Annotated in this window: 16 protein-coding genes; 9 read left to right on the top strand and 7 right to left on the bottom strand. The window is 35.5% G+C overall.

The features are described 5' to 3' along the window. Window positions 1–67: 67 nt before the first annotated feature. A complete protein-coding gene (locus tag EXIGUO8A_RS06835) occupies window positions 68–730 on the top strand; it encodes an SOS response-associated peptidase family protein (protein WP_159302518.1) in 663 nt (220 codons plus the stop codon). Here the strand turns inward: EXIGUO8A_RS06835 and EXIGUO8A_RS06830 are convergent. Together EXIGUO8A_RS06830 and EXIGUO8A_RS06825 are read right to left on the bottom strand one after the other, a co-directional pair. Continuing rightward, on the bottom strand, window positions 727–1764 hold the full coding sequence (locus EXIGUO8A_RS06830) for a helix-turn-helix domain-containing protein (RefSeq protein WP_236564449.1): 1038 nt from the start codon (window positions 1762–1764) through the stop codon (window positions 727–729). The genes EXIGUO8A_RS06835 and EXIGUO8A_RS06830 overlap by 4 nt on opposite strands. Before the next feature lie 169 nt (window positions 1765–1933). Then, on the bottom strand, window positions 1934–2983 hold the full coding sequence (locus tag EXIGUO8A_RS06825; RefSeq protein ID WP_159302517.1) for a helix-turn-helix domain-containing protein: 1050 nt from the start codon (window positions 2981–2983) through the stop codon (window positions 1934–1936). Between the two features lie 275 nt (window positions 2984–3258). Between EXIGUO8A_RS06825 and EXIGUO8A_RS06820 the strand changes: the two genes are divergently transcribed. Then, window positions 3259–3441, top strand: coding sequence for a hypothetical protein (locus tag EXIGUO8A_RS06820; RefSeq protein WP_116771730.1), 183 nt, complete (start codon window positions 3259–3261; stop codon window positions 3439–3441). Between the two features lie 63 nt (window positions 3442–3504). Here the strand turns inward: EXIGUO8A_RS06820 and EXIGUO8A_RS06815 are convergent, their stop codons facing one another. Both EXIGUO8A_RS06815 and EXIGUO8A_RS06810 read right to left on the bottom strand, forming a co-directional pair. After that, window positions 3505–5061, bottom strand: coding sequence for a hypothetical protein (locus tag EXIGUO8A_RS06815; RefSeq protein ID WP_159302516.1), 1557 nt, complete (start codon window positions 5059–5061; stop codon window positions 3505–3507). Between the two features lie 82 nt (window positions 5062–5143). Beyond that, on the bottom strand, window positions 5144–5554 hold the full coding sequence (locus tag EXIGUO8A_RS06810) for an arsenate reductase family protein (protein WP_159302515.1): 411 nt from the start codon (window positions 5552–5554) through the stop codon (window positions 5144–5146). Between the two features lie 130 nt (window positions 5555–5684). Here EXIGUO8A_RS06810 and cls point away from each other — a divergent pair, with 130 nt between their 5' ends. Next, a complete protein-coding gene (gene cls, locus EXIGUO8A_RS06805) occupies window positions 5685–7112 on the top strand; it encodes a cardiolipin synthase (RefSeq protein WP_159302514.1) in 1428 nt (475 codons plus the stop codon). Next, window positions 7109–7738 (top strand): hypothetical protein, encoded by a 630-nt coding sequence (locus EXIGUO8A_RS06800; protein ID WP_407658181.1) that lies wholly within the window; start codon window positions 7109–7111, stop codon window positions 7736–7738. Before cls ends, EXIGUO8A_RS06800 begins: the two co-directional genes overlap by 4 nt. A gap of 9 nt (window positions 7739–7747) precedes the next feature. Here the strand turns inward: EXIGUO8A_RS06800 and EXIGUO8A_RS06795 are convergent, their stop codons facing one another. Continuing rightward, the gene (locus EXIGUO8A_RS06795) at window positions 7748–9271 is read right to left on the bottom strand and encodes a GH3 family domain-containing protein (protein ID WP_159302513.1); all 1524 of its coding nucleotides are present in this window, start codon (window positions 9269–9271) and stop codon (window positions 7748–7750) included. 115 nt (window positions 9272–9386) lie between these two features. After that, complete coding sequence (locus EXIGUO8A_RS06790) at window positions 9387–10142, bottom strand: sulfite exporter TauE/SafE family protein (RefSeq protein WP_116771495.1); 756 nt, start codon at window positions 10140–10142, stop codon at window positions 9387–9389. Between the two features lie 75 nt (window positions 10143–10217). Here EXIGUO8A_RS06790 and EXIGUO8A_RS06785 point away from each other — a divergent pair, with 75 nt between their 5' ends. Further along, the gene (locus tag EXIGUO8A_RS06785; RefSeq protein ID WP_159302512.1) at window positions 10218–12029 is read left to right on the top strand and encodes a sodium:solute symporter family protein; all 1812 of its coding nucleotides are present in this window, start codon (window positions 10218–10220) and stop codon (window positions 12027–12029) included. A 7-nt stretch (window positions 12030–12036) separates the two neighbouring features. After that, window positions 12037–13125, top strand: a complete 1089-nt coding sequence (locus tag EXIGUO8A_RS06780) for an acyltransferase family protein (protein WP_159302511.1) — start codon at window positions 12037–12039, stop codon at window positions 13123–13125. 2 nt (window positions 13126–13127) lie between these two features. Here the strand turns inward: EXIGUO8A_RS06780 and EXIGUO8A_RS06775 are convergent, their stop codons facing one another. Continuing rightward, a complete protein-coding gene (locus EXIGUO8A_RS06775) occupies window positions 13128–13712 on the bottom strand; it encodes a riboflavin synthase (RefSeq protein WP_159302510.1) in 585 nt (194 codons plus the stop codon). 60 nt (window positions 13713–13772) lie between these two features. On the opposite strand from EXIGUO8A_RS06775, the gene pdxA reads away from it, so the two are divergent. The 3 genes from pdxA (at window position 13773) to rpmF (ending at window position 15683) form a co-directional block, all read left to right on the top strand. Beyond that, the gene (gene pdxA, locus EXIGUO8A_RS06770) at window positions 13773–14825 is read left to right on the top strand and encodes a 4-hydroxythreonine-4-phosphate dehydrogenase PdxA (RefSeq protein ID WP_159304411.1); all 1053 of its coding nucleotides are present in this window, start codon (window positions 13773–13775) and stop codon (window positions 14823–14825) included. 122 nt (window positions 14826–14947) lie between these two features. Beyond that, entirely contained in the window at window positions 14948–15478 is a 531-nt protein-coding gene (locus tag EXIGUO8A_RS06765; protein WP_159302509.1) for a YceD family protein, read from the top strand. 7 nt (window positions 15479–15485) lie between these two features. Continuing rightward, on the top strand, window positions 15486–15683 hold the full coding sequence (rpmF, locus tag EXIGUO8A_RS06760; RefSeq protein ID WP_159302508.1) for a 50S ribosomal protein L32: 198 nt from the start codon (window positions 15486–15488) through the stop codon (window positions 15681–15683). Window positions 15684–15792 lie beyond the last annotated feature (109 nt).

Here is a 15792-nt window from a genome sequence, read left to right as displayed (position 1 = left end):
AATTAAGGGAACTTTACAACTAAAGCAAAAGATTGATATGTATTTTAAAATTTCGAATACAGCAAAAATGAAGGAGATAGAGCTGCATGTAAATGCTATGTTCAAATACCCCAACCTATATACCCCACAAGTCGTTATCAGTGGATTAACCGAGGTTTCCATACCTATTGTTACCATGGATGAACCAAATGCGGTGTCTTTGGCTATTTGGGGCCTATTGCCCAGTAGTTTTAATGATGATTGGGAGCTGTTTCAGAAACTGACGAATACCCTTACCATACCTACTCATAAAATGGATACGGATATTTGGTATCATGATTCTTTCTTAAACAGACGATGTATAGTGCCGATAACGGGTTTCTTTACATCGGTACTTAGAAATGGTGAAATTTACCCTTACCATGTTAGTAGAACAAACGGCGATTTAATTTACCTGGCAGGTATCTACACTATTTTAGAAGATGGCTTTATAACGTGCTCATTATTGACAGGACCATTGGAAAATGAAGTGATAAACTATCAAAATTTGGTTGACTATATGCCAAGCATTATAGATTATGAGGACAAAGATGAATGGTTATCTGGCAATACCCCGGTAGAACGTGCAAAAGCACTATTACAGCCACCTCATAAAACAGATTTAACTGTAAGACCAATAGCTAAGAGCCTTTTTAACCAAGACATATCGTACGATAGTATGCTTAATTCATGTGAGTATCCTGAAAATTAACGTATAGAAGAGTTTTTGTTTTTAATATGCTTTCTATACTCGGTTGGCAGTATGTCGTAGGCTTCAAAAAATATTTTGGAGTAATAACTTCTACTTTTTATACCAATGGCATAGACTATTTCTGAAACTGAAAGGTCTGAATTTTTCAAATAATTCTTCGAAATTTCAAGTTTTAAGGATCTTACATATTCATTTACAGTTTTAGAGTATAAAATTTTAAAACCTAATTGTAATTTTTTGGGGCTTAAACCAGATTCTTCGCTTAAGGCTGAAACAGATATATTCTCAGAGATGTTTTCAATGATATATGTGGTCAGCTTATGAATTTTAAGAATATCCTCTTTAGAAATAGCTTCGGGTAAGTTCATGTTTTCTTCGAATTTTTTGTGTTCTAATAGTTGTAGAGATAGAATAAGGTACACCCTGCCTTCTAAATACATGGTCCTTAACATCTCATTATCTATATCAACTTTATTAAGCAATTTTATTTCCTCTGCAATTCTTAAACTGTAGCTGCCGCCATGTTGAAAAGCAATTTTACCTTCGTTATCATTGAATAATGAAACCAGTAATTGGTTTAACTGAGAAATATTATTGTTCTTTTTATGTAGGTACTCTTTTCGCTCAATTCGTATAAAATTGATTTTTAAATGCTCGTTCTTTGGAAAAAGAAATGTCTTTTTGGTATTTCTTTTATGCGAGATAATGGTATTTTGAAATTGCACAAACTTGTTATAAGCATTGTTGGCATTTTCACTGTATTCAAAATATCCTTTAGATATAAAAATGAATTCGATGGGTGATAGCTCATCGGTATCGAATACCATTTTTACGTCCTCATTTAAATAAATATCACAATCAATTAGAGAAATTCCCCAATTTAAATCTAAGGTTCTTAAAGAACCTTTACCAATATCGTTATTGAAAGTTATGATCTTTTCTTCCCGGCCACCTTTAAATTCACCCTGTAAACAGGTTTGTATCTGATCAAAGATATTTTGTGACTTAGTACTATTTATAATCAATGCTTTCATTGTTCTATAGGTATACAAGGGTTATTGTATACTGCAAAAGAACTGTAAAAAAGAGAATTACATTAACACTTTTAAAATGTTAATTAACACAAATGAGCACCTTTTAATTCACTTAAAATGTTAAATAATCAATTAATTCATATAACCAGAAGAGAAAATTTATGCTTGCTTAAACTGTAGTACTATCATTTACAGTTTTAGCGGCATCTAACTTTTGCATATACTGTTTTGGAGACATGGAATAGCGTTCTTTGAACAATTTAGAAAAGTAACTTCTAGAATTAATGCCTATTCTGTAGGTAATTTCAGTAATGTTCAAATCGGTGTTTTCCATTAAATGCCTGGCTTTTTCCATGCGTTTGTTTTTCGAATATTCATTGACCGAGAGTCCAAATAAACTTTGAAATCCGGTTTGTAATGTCTTTTGATTTAGGCCTACCTTTTTAGAAAGGGTTGAAACATCTGGCGCTTGGTCTAGAGTCTCCTCTATGATATTTGCCGCATCTTCTATTTTGACTACGGTAGACTGTCTTAATATGGTTCTGCTTTCACTTGGTGATGCATCATCTACATATTGTCTTAGGTGATGTGCCAATATTTCATAGCATTTTCCTTCTATGAACACACTTTTAGTAAAACCTTCGTCTTCGGTTGCGTTAATTTCATCAATACATTTCGCAATATCCAAGCTATAATGTGCTTTATGAAAAAAGAGGTTGATACCGTTAACGTCTCTAAATAGACTTTCTATGTCTTCGTTCATTTCTGGTAAGAACGACTCTATTTTTTCTTCGAACAGTTTTCTATTTATTTCAAGACTGAAAAAACAAATTGGTTGATTGGCTTTTAGTGTAAGAACATTTCCATATTTACTATTACATGAGAAAATAGCACTTTCTAAATGCTTTATTTCTGTTTTTTTTTCTTGTCCTTCAAATTCATGCCAAATACTTTTTTCTCTATTGAATACAATTTCTAAAGGTTGTACCAATGATTGGTTAAGTACGAATCTTACTTCTTTATTAAGGGTTATATCCACATCTAAAATACCTACGCCATGAGAAAAACTAATGGCTTTTATATGACCTGAACCTGCTTCTTTAGGGATATCCACACAAATTTCATTGTTTTCTTCCCTATAATCCACTTCTAGTCTGTGGGCAATATCTTTTACAACATCAACCAGGTTCAATTCCTTAAATTCTTTTTTCTCGCCCATAACTATATTGGATTATAAGTACAAGATAAGGCAATATACAGTAGAAATTAAGGCTTGAAAAATTTTTAGATTAACACGAAAATTTGAGTAATGTATTAAATAATAGATAATTACCATGCATTGGTGAGATGAGTTAAGATTAAATTTTTTACAACCAAGCGGTATGAGTTTATAGTGTCATTTTTGTGTCGACGGTAATGAGATGCTACATTGTTAACAAGCTAATTTCAATACCTAACAATAAAAATATTAACCTAATTATTAAAATCTATATTATGAAGAAGTCACTATTAATGTTATTATTTGCTATCATGACAGTTGGTGTAGCAATGAGTTGCAGGGAGGAAAAAACTGCAGGAGAGAAAATGGAAGAAGGAATTGATGAAGTTGGTGATGATATCGAAGAAGGAGCTGACGAAGTTGAAGACGCGGTAGAAGATGCTACTGACGACAACTAGAATAAAATATTGCTATGAAAAGGAAAGCCAGATAGTTTAACTATCTGGCTTTTTTGTTTAAGCCTAGTCTTTTTTACCGTTACCAGTAAGTACACTTAAAAGTCCGTCCTGAAGGTTGATCCACAAATAATTGAAAAAAGATTTATGTTTAACCCTTTCAACGGACATGTCTCCGTACCTAAATCCTTCAATATCTGCTTTAGACCCATCATTTACAAACAAATTACCTATAAATGAAAGTACTTTTTTAACGCCATTTCTTTCTTTATTTAGTACTTCAAATTTAAAATCTTCGTAGCTCATTTTAATGTCACCTGTTGAGGTGTATTCATCTCCAGATATGGTAAAATAAAGCTGGTCTATGGTACCAGTAGTTTGTGTTCTAAGGTTGGGCACTAAAAACTCATTTAAACTCTCGGTTTCAAAGTTTGATAATTGACCAGAAATTAAAAATGTATTTTTTGGATCATGTGCATCAAATTTCCAATCTAAATGAAATTTACCCGTACCCATTAAATAAGCGTCTATTTTTATATCAACAGGGTCTTTTATGGTGACCATATTTGATAAATTACTGATAGAAGCATCCATATTATTAAAATGTAGGGCACCTGCTCTGCTATTATTGGGCATATCTTCTTCGTAGACAATTATTCCATTTTCGATTAAAACGGAGTCTATTGCAATTTTAAAAGGTAATTTTTGCAGTAATTCGCCATAAAGTGGCTTCTTTCTAAAATCTTCTAATTGAGATTTGTCTCGGTACATTTCTAATTTAGGCTCAGAAAGTTTAAGATTTTTGAAATGAATTTGAAGGGAGTCATTACTGGCTAAATAGGTATGGTTTTCAACCGTAATTGCTGGAACATTTAGATCAACATGATCTCTTTCGTACGTAATTTTTTCACTCAATTCAGATTTGGAATATATAGTAGCTAGAGAGATGTCGGTAATATCAATGGTTGAATTGTTCATCACCATAGATTTCAAATGAAGTTTTTCATACTTTCCCAACGGGGCTATGAAATTGTGAAATTCAATGTTGTATTTTGAAAAGGTAAATGGAACGTATTTGGTAATGATCTCGGGGTCGGTTGCCACATCGTTTAAATGCAGCCCTATAGATTCTACAGAAATTAACTCAACCTCTTCTTCAGCATCCCAAATTTCAACAATGCCAGATTCAAATATGAGTTCTTCTACAAATATCTCTTTCAATAATTTTATGGGGTTGCTTTTATTGGCAACTACGTTGTCAGAGTCTTTTGGACAAGTTTTAAAATGAAGATGAGGTTTGGAGAGTGTAAGTGTTTTAATGAAAATAGAGGTTTCAAAAAGCACTTGCCAATAACTGAATCCTTTAATAGATAGTTGATCGGCATTTACCTTAATTTCACAAGAAGATGTTTGCCTGCCCAAACTGACTACGGAAACATCATAAAATGCGATATTTCCTTTGATCAGGTTAATGGTAAGTTTATCGAACGAGAAGTCGATATGATTAGGCACTTTACGCTCCAAAAAACTGATGACCTCTTTCTTCATTTTCCATTCGGCAAGCATGTAGCCGCCAACACAGAAAATAAGGACAACAATAAACCATTTAAAGATTTTGGACATAAGGTGTAAATTAATGGGATATAATTATAAGCGTGTAAAAACCCTATGTCTAGAAGTAGACACTATCTGTTAGTATAGCGATTTATTTATAAGGTTTTTCAATACCCGCACTATCTGGATCTATGTATTGCTTATAATCGGAAGCGCTTGTAAGTTCAATATATTTATCCCCTTTTATAACAATGGCATTTTTAAGGAATCTTGGGTTTTTATCCAGAATTTTCAACCAACCGTCATTATCTAAATCAACATAATTTTCACCGTAAGTTTCCATAAAATCGGGCAAATCTGTATTTACTAAATCCGAAACGTCTTTACCAAGTCCTTCGGCCAATTCTGCCCATTGGGTACCGGTAACGTTTGTTTTTGAAATATCAATAGTCAAATGATCTTTCCCAGAAGACTCTACATAAGCATTCAATTGTTTACCTATTGAGTTTTCCGAACTGTAATAAAGGGTTATCTGTTTTTTATCCATAGCAATTACTCCCATCACTTTTTTTTAAAAGTACTCACAACCAGGGCTAGTAATTAACTCGTTTAAAACTAAAAGTGTCTTAAAAGAAATTTTGGGGGTATGGTCGGATCAAATTATAGTATATTGTTGATAAACAATTAACAAGGTGGTAAATACTATTTTTTGGCTTGCTTATGTAGCGGTAACGCTGTGGAGTATCGTCAATATTATTTTCAATGGATCAAAGGCGACTAAGATGATTAGTTGGTCATTGTCGGTCATTATATTTCCATTTTTGGGTCCGTTATTATACTATTTATTTGGTATCAATAGAAGAAAGTTTAAACTTTTTAAATTAAAGCAAAACGAAAAGAGAAAACTGTTCTCTGAAACTTATAAAGAGCTCGAAGGCGGTGAGCAAAGCGTTCATGAATTTGAAGATTACAAGCAAGACAAATTAGCATCTCTAATAAGAAAGAACAGCTATTTTGCCCCTTATAAAGGTAATGGTGTAGCCCTATTGAATAGTGGAGAAGAAACTTTTAACGCCATATTCAAGGCCATTGAAGGTGCCAAAAAATTTATACATCTCCAGTATTATATTTTGGAAGATGGTATGCTGTTAGATAGGTTTTATGAGCTATTTCAAAAAAAGGTAAAAGAAGGTGTAGAAATTAGAATGTTGTATGATTCTTTTGGAAGCAATTCTATGCGTGGAAAAAGAGTTCAGCGTTTTAAAGATCTCGGCGTAAAGGCATATTCTACTATGCCCATACGCTTTGGAAATCTTTTGTTTACCCTTAATTATAGAAATCACAGAAAAATAGTCGTTGTTGACGGTAATATTGGTTTTACCGGCGGATTCAATGTATCGGATAAATACATGAAGCCCGATTCAGATTTAGGCATTTGGCAAGATTTACACTTACAGATTACAGGACCTGCCGTTAATAGCTTACAGCGTGTATTCGTAAAAGACTATCACTTTGCCGGAAAGGAAGAATTATTACTCCAGGATAAATATTTCCCCAAAATAGAATCTGCCGGGGAAACGGTTGCACAGATAATTTCAAGCGGTCCAGATTCAAGATACCCCGCAATTATGCAGCAGTATCTTGCCATGATCAATATCGCAACAAAAAGCATTTGCATTGCCAACCCATATTTTATACCTGGCGAACCGGTTTTGGAAGCTATTAGAATTGCGGCCTTAAGTGGTGTAGAGGTTACCTTGTTAACCCCTAAAATTTCAGATTCGTTACTTGCTCAATACAGTATGTTCTCTACTTTCGAAGCGTTGTTAGAAGTAGGAGCCAAAATTTATTTAAGACCAGATTTCTCGCATAGTAAGGTAATTATCATTGATAGTGAAATTGTATCTGTAGGGTCTGGCAATTTTGATTATAGAAGCTTTGAGCACAACTTTGAAACAAATGCCATTCTGTATGATAAAGACAAGGCGTCGCACATAGAAGAACTGTTTACAAAACACTGTACCGAAGATGCAAAAGTAGACTTGGAAGACTTTAAGAAAAGGTCGCCATTTAGTAAGTTTTTAGAAGGACTTGCAAAATTCTTTAGTCCGTTATTATGATAACATTCAATTTCAGTAAAAATTTAAATCTTTTAATCTTATTTATATTCAGTTTCCCTATGGTTGCACCTACACAGCATACAATACCACCAGAAATTACCAATGAAGCAAAAATTGCCTTGTCGCATTACCCAGAGCTTACAGATGTTGTTATAGAATTCAAGTTCAAGAAGAATATAAAGAAGTCGACCATGCAGGCACAACCTTCTTTTTGGAGTGTCTTTAAGTCGAAGAAAAATCGATCTTATAAAATATTGATCAGTGAAAGAATAATAATTGCCGATTCGGTTTATTTTACCAAAGATATTCCATCGGAAATTATGATCGGGTGGTTGGGGCATGAGCTAGGTCATGTTATGGATTATCAACAACGAAGTGGATTTAATTTAATAGGCTTTGGTTTTAAATATATAACCTCCAAAAATTATATACGTGAGGCAGAGCGCCGAGCAGATTCTTATGCGGTAAACCACGGTATGGAAACGTATATTCTTGCCACCAAAGAGTTTATTTTAAAGAAAGCGGGCTTGACCCAAAAGTATGTAGATAGAATAAAGAACTATTATCTGTCTCCAGAAGAAATTATGCTTTTAGTAGAAGAGCGAGATGCAGCCCTTAATAAATAGAGGGGAATATTATTGGTGTTTTTCAACGAAAGCTTCCCACTCAGCAAATTTATCTTCTTTCATAACCCGTTCCATTTTCACTTGTCCGCCTTTCTTTTTATTACTGTCGTTCCAGCTATAAAAAACATCGGGGTTAATAGTAAATACCTTTACTCCTTTTAATGCTTTTGATCGTGCTACCTTATAATTTTTGTTGGCGGCTTTCAACGAAGCATCTAATTTTTCAGCGATTTCATTTGGGTCTTGTGTAGCAGAAGTGCCTAAATACCAAGTATGGTAAAAACCGTCTTCATATTTTTTTGCACAAAGGGTATATTCGGGTATTTCGATATCAAAAGTTTCCATGATGTCTTGTAACGCATCATCCAATTTGTTGACAGATAATTGTGAACCTACCGTATTTAAGAAGAATTTGGTACGCCCAGTAATTTTTATTTCGGCACGTTCCACATCGGTAAATTCTATGGTGTCGCCTATTAAGTAGCGCCAAGCACCACTAACGGTACTAATAATTAGTACGTAATTTTGACCGGTTTCAACTTCTGAAAGTGTTAATGAAGGTGCGTCTTGTGAAAGAGAACCATCTTCAAGAATATAATCTGGATCAAAAGGAACGAACTCAAAGTAGATTCCGTTATCCGTAACCAATTTCATGGCATCGGTTTCTGGTCGTGCTTGAAAGGCAATAAATCCTTCGGATGCTAAATAGGTGTCAATTACCGTTACCGGTTTACCCATTAAGGCATTAAAACTTTTTTCGTATGGTCCAAATGCTACTCCGCCAGAAGTATATACCTGCAAGTTGGGCCAAATCTCGTGAATGTTGTTGAGGTTATGTTTTTTGATGACTTCTTTTAGCATTAATTCTATCCAGGAAGGAATTCCGCTTAAAGCTCCTATATCCCAATCTGGCGCTTTTTCGGCAATTTTTGCGACACGTTCGTCCCAATCATCAATTTGTGCAATTTCTTTTCCAGGTTTATAATATCCGCTAAACCAAGATGGAATATTGCTGGCGCTAATACCACTGATTTCACCCTCTAGGTGATCGTCATTTTCTATTAAATCGGTAGAACTTCCTAACATTAAAATTCCCGTTTCAAAGAAATCTGCCGGAAGATCAAAGTTTGATATCGCTAACACTTGCTTTATTCCTGCTTGTCTTATAGCATCGATCATAGCACCGGTTACGGGAATACGTTTACTTGTTTTTCCTGTGGTACCAGAACTCAGTGCAAAATAATCTGGACTGCCAGGCCATGTTACATCGGTTTGCCCTTCATGTAATTTATGCCACCAAGCTTCATTGATCTGGTTATAATCAAAATAGGGAACAGTATTACGAAATGCTTGATGTTGATCATCACTATTTAGAATATTTTCAAATTCATAGGCTTTACCAAAAGAAGTGTCTTTTGCTGTTTCCAACAGATTTTGAAGAACTGTTTTTTGGTCGGCTATTGGGTCGTCATCACCAGTAATTTTATCGGTAACGTTGATGACCCCTTTTATAAAATTCCCTATGATATTCATGTGCCAAAAGTGTTTCAAGATTAATGGCTATAAAGGTAGTTCTAGGTCGAAGTAAAGATTAACCCTAATCTGAAATATGTGGACTTTATTAAGCTCACCCTGAAAGAAATGCGAATTAACTGAACATAATAAGCACAGCACCGACAGCGGTAAGTACTAAAATCATTTTTCTGAAAAATGCTTCTTTAATGTATTTGATAAACTTTACCCCCACAAAGAACCCTAAAAGAATACCAGGTAAGAGCATTAAGTTTAATTGTAACGATTCTAACGAAATGGTTTTCCAAACGAAAAAGTGAAAAGGCAGTTTAATAATGTTTATGATCAAGAACAACCAGGCGGCGGTACCAATAAAATGATTTTTAGGTAGGCGCATGGCCAGGAAATATATGTTAGAAAATGCACCCGCCAAATTACCCACCATAGTGGTAATACCTGCAATGGTACCTATGGAGCCCGCAAAAGACCAATGCGAGGGTACATTTTTATCTTTCTTACGATCCCAATAGAACATCATACCTACGGTAATAATAATGATGATGGCCATACCTATCTTAAAAAACTTTTCAGGCAGTTCATTGCCTATGAACACACCGATTAAAAGCCCGACCAACATCCATGGTAATACCTTAAACACATATTTCCATTGCGTGTATCGATTGTAGTATATTACTGCAAAAATGTCGGCGAGAACCAGTAACGGTACTACCATACCCGTAGACTGTCTTGCGCCAAAGGCTAACGCCATAATCGTAACGTTTAAAACGGCAATACCTTTAATACCGGCTTTTGACAAACCTATGATAAAAGTAGCTATAGAAGCAAGAATCCAAGCTGTTGGGGTAATTTCAGAAGTTATTGATAGTAGCACGTAGTACGTTTAGCGTATTAGATTTAAAAATGTCCTAAAATAATATATCTTTAACAATCAACCTAAAACCAACTTATGGAACTCAGTACATTAGACTATGCATTTATTATAGTTTTCTTCTCTCTTGTCTTAGGAATAGGAGTATATGTGTCAAAGAAATCAGGCAAAAACTCTTCAGAATTTTTTCTATCGGGCCGTACTATGCCGTGGTGGCTATTAGGTCTTTCAATGGTAGCAACGACATTTTCAACTGATACCCCCAATTTGGTGACAGATATTGTTCGTACTAACGGAGTTTCGGGGAACTGGGTGTGGTGGTGTTTTTTGATCACCGGTATGTTGACCGTTTTCGTTTATGCCAAACTTTGGCGTAAATCTAACGTAAATACAGATTTAGAGTTTTATGAAATGCGCTATGGTGGTAAGCCGGCAAGTTTTCTGAGAAAATTCAGGGCGGTTTATTTGGGGGTTATTTTTAATGTAATAACCATGTCTGCAGTAACCTTGGCAGCAATAAAAATAGGTAGTATAATGTTGGGCCTAGAGCCTTGGCAAACGGTTGTAAGTGCTGGTCTTATAACGGTAACGTTTAGCGCACTTGGCGGATTCAAGGGAGTGGTCTATACAGATTTTCTATTGTTTTTTGTGGCAATGGCAGGTGCCATAGGTGCGGCATATTATTTAGTGAATATTCCTGAGGTTGGTGGAATTGAAGCTTTAATGGCTAATGAAAATGTTACGGAGAAACTGAACATATTGCCAGATTTTAGTAACAAGAAAGCATTGATTACCTTATTTATAATTCCCCTTGCAGTACAATGGTGGAGTTCTTGGTACCCGGGTGCAGAGCCAGGTGGTGGTGGTTATATTGCCCAGCGTATGTTAGCGGCAAAAGATGAAAATCATGCAATTGGGGCAACATTTTTCTTTAATATTATGCACTATGCTTTAAGACCATGGCCGTGGATTTTGGTCGCACTGGCTTCTATAGTGGTATACCCAGATTTAGCAAGTATACAAGAAGCTTTCCCAAATGTAACTGCGGATAAATTGGGGCACGATCTAGCGTATTCCGCAATGTTGACCAAACTGCCTAGTGGATTATTAGGTGTGGTATTGGCTTCTTTGGTAGCGGCATATATGAGTACCATTAGTACCCAATTAAACTGGGGGTCTTCATATATAGTGTACGATTTTTACAAACAACAGATCAATCCAGATGCCTCGGAAAAAAGATTGGTTGCGGTAGGTAGAATTTCTACGGTAGTTTTAATGATATTCAGTGCTGCATTGGCATTATTGCTTCAAAATGCACTACAGTTGTTCGATGTACTATTGGCTTTTGGGGCAGGTACAGGATTGATTTTTATTCTAAGATGGTTCTGGTGGAGAATTAATGCATGGAGTGAGATTACGGCGATGTTCGCATCGGGTATAATTTCCATTATTCTAAAACTTACTCCGGTAGGTGCCTATCTGTTTGCTTCGGAAACAGGACTGTTGCCAGATTGGTCAGAATACATATTTATTGTTGTGGTAACTACAATCATATGGTTAGTGGCAACTTTTATGACACAACCGGAATCTAATGAGACATTAAGAAGCTTTTACACAAAAATTCAACCTGGTGGTCCAGGATGGTCAAAAGTGGTTAACGAAGCAAAAACCGATGCAGTTGAAATTATAAAGGATAAAGAAAAGTGGAGCGTTCCGGCAGGCATTACAGCCATGTTGTTGGGTGTATTGTTGATTTATTCTATCATGTTCGCTACCGGATATTGGATTTATGGTAGAACTACACAAGCTATTGTTTTATCTGTAGTTTCTATAATCGCGGGCGTATTGCTGATAAAAGCTTGGAATCGACTCAAGGGCAATATCTTATAATATCGGCATGAAAAAGGACAGAATCATTTCGGTTGATATTTTTAGGGGAGCAACTATTTTACTCATGGTATTGGTAAATACACCAGGTACTTGGTCTAATGTATATGCTCCGTTTCTACATGCTGATTGGCATGGGTATACACCAACGGATCTTGTTTTTCCGTTCTTTTTATTCATAGTAGGTACTTCAATAGCTTTTTCGTACCAAAACAGAGCCATAGATGCCAAAACGTATAAGAAAATTGCAATTAGGGCATTAAAGTTAATAGCTCTAGGGCTTTTCTTGGGGGCATTTCTAATTCACTATCCATTCTTTAAAAGTTTTAGTGATATTCGTTTTCCTGGTGTGTTGCAGCGAATAGGTGTCGTATTCTTTTTTACAGCTATATTATTTATTAACCTAAGTTGGAATAAATTGATCTGGGTTACGGCAGTATTGCTAATTGGATATTGGTTGTTGATGACATTTATTCCCGTGGAAGGTGTGGCGTCTACATTAGAAAGAGCACCTAATAATTTGGCCAATTGGATAGATGTAAAAGTTTTCGGTTCTCATAATTATAAAGAAGATTATGATCCAGAAGGCTTGTTAAGTACTGTTCCTGCTATTGCTAGTGCTCTATTGGGTGTCTTTACGGGTTTGATATTAACTGCTAAGCAAGAAAAGAAAGCCACCATCTTAATGGGTATTGGTGGTAGTTTTCTAATTATAGGTCATTTGTGGGACATCGTATTTCCAATCAACAAAGCACTTTGGACCAGCAGTTTTGTATTGGTAACAGCAGGATGGGCAAATCTTATTTTAGCATTGATTTATTACTTGACAGATGTAAAGAAAATCGAGTTCGGTTCTATTTTTAGATATGCAGGCGCAAATGCTATTGTAATATATTTCTTGTCCAGTTTTATAAGCAAGGTAATGGGTCAAATAAAAATAGGTGATACCTCATTACATGGTTGGTTGTTTCAGAAAATATATGTGCATGATTTTTTGGCACTCGAAACCTCGTCTTTATTGTACGGGCTAAGTGTAGTGCTTTTCTATAGCCTAGTTGGCTACATGCTATATCAGAAAAACATATTTATAAAGGTATAAGGCTATGTAAGCATCAATTTTGCTACATACTTTCCTATTACATCAAACTCTAGGTTTACAATCGTACCCGGCTTGTACGTATTAAATCTGGTATGCTCGTAGGTGTAAGGTATAATGGCGACCTCAAAAGTGTTCTTACCAGAATTTACGACGGTTAAACTTGTGCCATCTATAGTTATTGAGCCTTTTTCAATAGTTGGGTTTCCGGTTTTGGCATCATATGAGAAAGAGAAAATCCAACTACCATTATCTTCACGAACACCGGTACACTCCCCTGTTTGGTCAACATGGCCCTGTACAATATGTCCGTCTAACCTAGACCCTAAGATCATAGCGCGCTCAAGGTTAACGGTATCATTCACTTTTAGGGTGTCAAGATTGGTTTTGCTCAACGTTTCGGCAATTGCGGTCACGGTATAAGTTGTGTCCGTTAGGCTCACAACGGTTAAGCAAACCCCGTTATGTGCAACACTTTGGTCAATTTTAAGTTCAGGTGTTAAGCTAGATTCTATGGTAATGTCCAAGTTGCCACTTTTAGGTTCAAGAGCGGTAACCTTACCTAATGTTTCAATAATTCCCGTAAACATGTGTCGTTTAATTTAAGTAATTTTGAAAATTCAAAATTGAGTACAAAGGTACAGATTATCATGGACGAAAACAGGAAAATAAGGTTAGGTATCTCTATAGGAGACTTAAATGGAATAGGATGTGAGGTAGCGTTGAAAACATTTGAAGATAGTAGAATGTTAGATTTTTGCACCCCGGTTATTTTTGCCTCTAACAAGACTGTTTCCTTTCAAATGAGACAATTAAAACTGAATGTTACCTTTAATGGTATTCCAGATGCCTCAAAAGCAATAGATAACAAAGTTAATATCGTCAACGTTTGGAAAGAAGTACCTAGGGTTGACTTTGGTCAAGCCACCAAGACGGGTGGCGAATATGCCATTAAATCATTAAAAGCTGCAGTAGAAGCTTTAAAGAAAGGTGATATAGATGTATTGGTAACAGCACCTATCAATAAGAACAACATACAATCTGAAGATTTTAATTTTCCTGGGCATACAGATTTTTTAGCGCAGGAACTAGAAGGGGAAAGTTTAATGTTTATGGTCACAGAGACCTTAAAGGTTGGCTTATTGACCGATCATGTGGCTGTTAAAGATGTGTCTGCCGCCATCATACCTCGGTTAATAAGAGATAAGATCAATACCATTGAGAAATCTTTGAAAATGGATTTCGGTATTCGTAAGCCAAAAATTGCTTTGTTGGGCATTAATCCGCATAGTGGAGATAATGGTGTAATAGGCAAAGAAGATGATGAGGTATTAAAACCGGTTATTAAAGAAATGGCAGACATGGGGCATTTGGTTTTTGGACCCTATTCGGCAGATAGTTTTTTTGGGTCTGATGGCTATAAAAAGTTCGATGCCATATTAGCGGCATATCATGATCAGGGCTTAATACCGTTTAAAACAATATCATTTGGGCAGGGAGTTAATTATACAGCAGGCTTAAGTAAGGTAAGAACATCGCCCGATCACGGCACGGCATATGAGATAGCGGGTAAAGGTGTTGCAGATGAAAGTTCTTTTAAAGAAGCTGTGTTCATGGCACTGAATATTTTTAAGCATAGAACAGAGTATCAAGAGCTGACTCAAGATGTATTAAAAAAGCAGCGTTTAAAGAGAGAACGTTAAAATTAGGTCCAATTAAAAAGTTATAAAGATAAATAGTTGATAACTATTGTCTTTTATTAAAATAATAGTATCTTTGCACCCGCCTTTTATGGGCGATTAGTGTTAATTTAAGTGTGTACGTGATGAAGCAAAAGGAGTTCAATATTCCTTTCTCAGGTTTGAAGCAAGGAAAACACAACTTTAATTACCAGATTGACAATACGTTCTTTGATTCTTTTGGATACGATGAATTCAACGCTGCCAGCATCAATTTAGATGTTGTACTTCATAAAACAAGTACAATGATGGAGGTTGATATGGAAGCATCGGGAACAGTTAATGTTGCTTGTGATATTACCAGTGAACCATATGATCAGCCTATAAGTGGAGATTTACATTTGGTGGTAAAATTCGGTGAGGAATATAATGATGAAGATGATGAAATATTAATTCTTCCTCATGGCGAACATCAATTGAACATTGCACAGTATGTGTACGAAATGTTGGTATTGGCGGTTCCGCAAAAAAGAATTCACCCTGGTATTGAAGATGGCACTTTACAATCTGAAGTGTTAGACAAGTTAAACGAGCTTCAACCAAAAGAGAAAAGATCAAACAAAGAAGAAAACGATCCCCGTTGGGACGAATTAAAGAAACTATTAACGGATAAATAAGGTTTAAATGGCACATCCTAAAAGAAAAATTTCCAAAGCAAGGAGAGACAAGAGAAGAACTCATTATAAAGCAGTAGCACCTACTTTAGCTAAAGATTCTACTACTGGTGAAACACACCTTTACCATAGAGCACACTGGCACGAAGGTAAATTACATTATAGAGGTCAAGTTTTGGTTGATAAAACCGAAGAAGCAGAAGCTTAAGACTTTTTAAAAATATACTAAGCTCCCACTTCGTTTGAAGTAGGGAGTTTTTTTTAGTCCAATTTGTATTTTACCACCTTGTAACTCAGATAATTTAAAAGGTTATAGC

The sequence above is a fragment of the Maribacter litoralis genome (assembly GCF_902506355.1).
Classification (GTDB): Bacteria; Bacteroidota; Bacteroidia; order Flavobacteriales; family Flavobacteriaceae; genus Maribacter; species Maribacter litoralis.
Note: the sequence above shows the minus strand (reverse complement) of the source record. Positions and strands in the feature narration are given on the sequence as shown.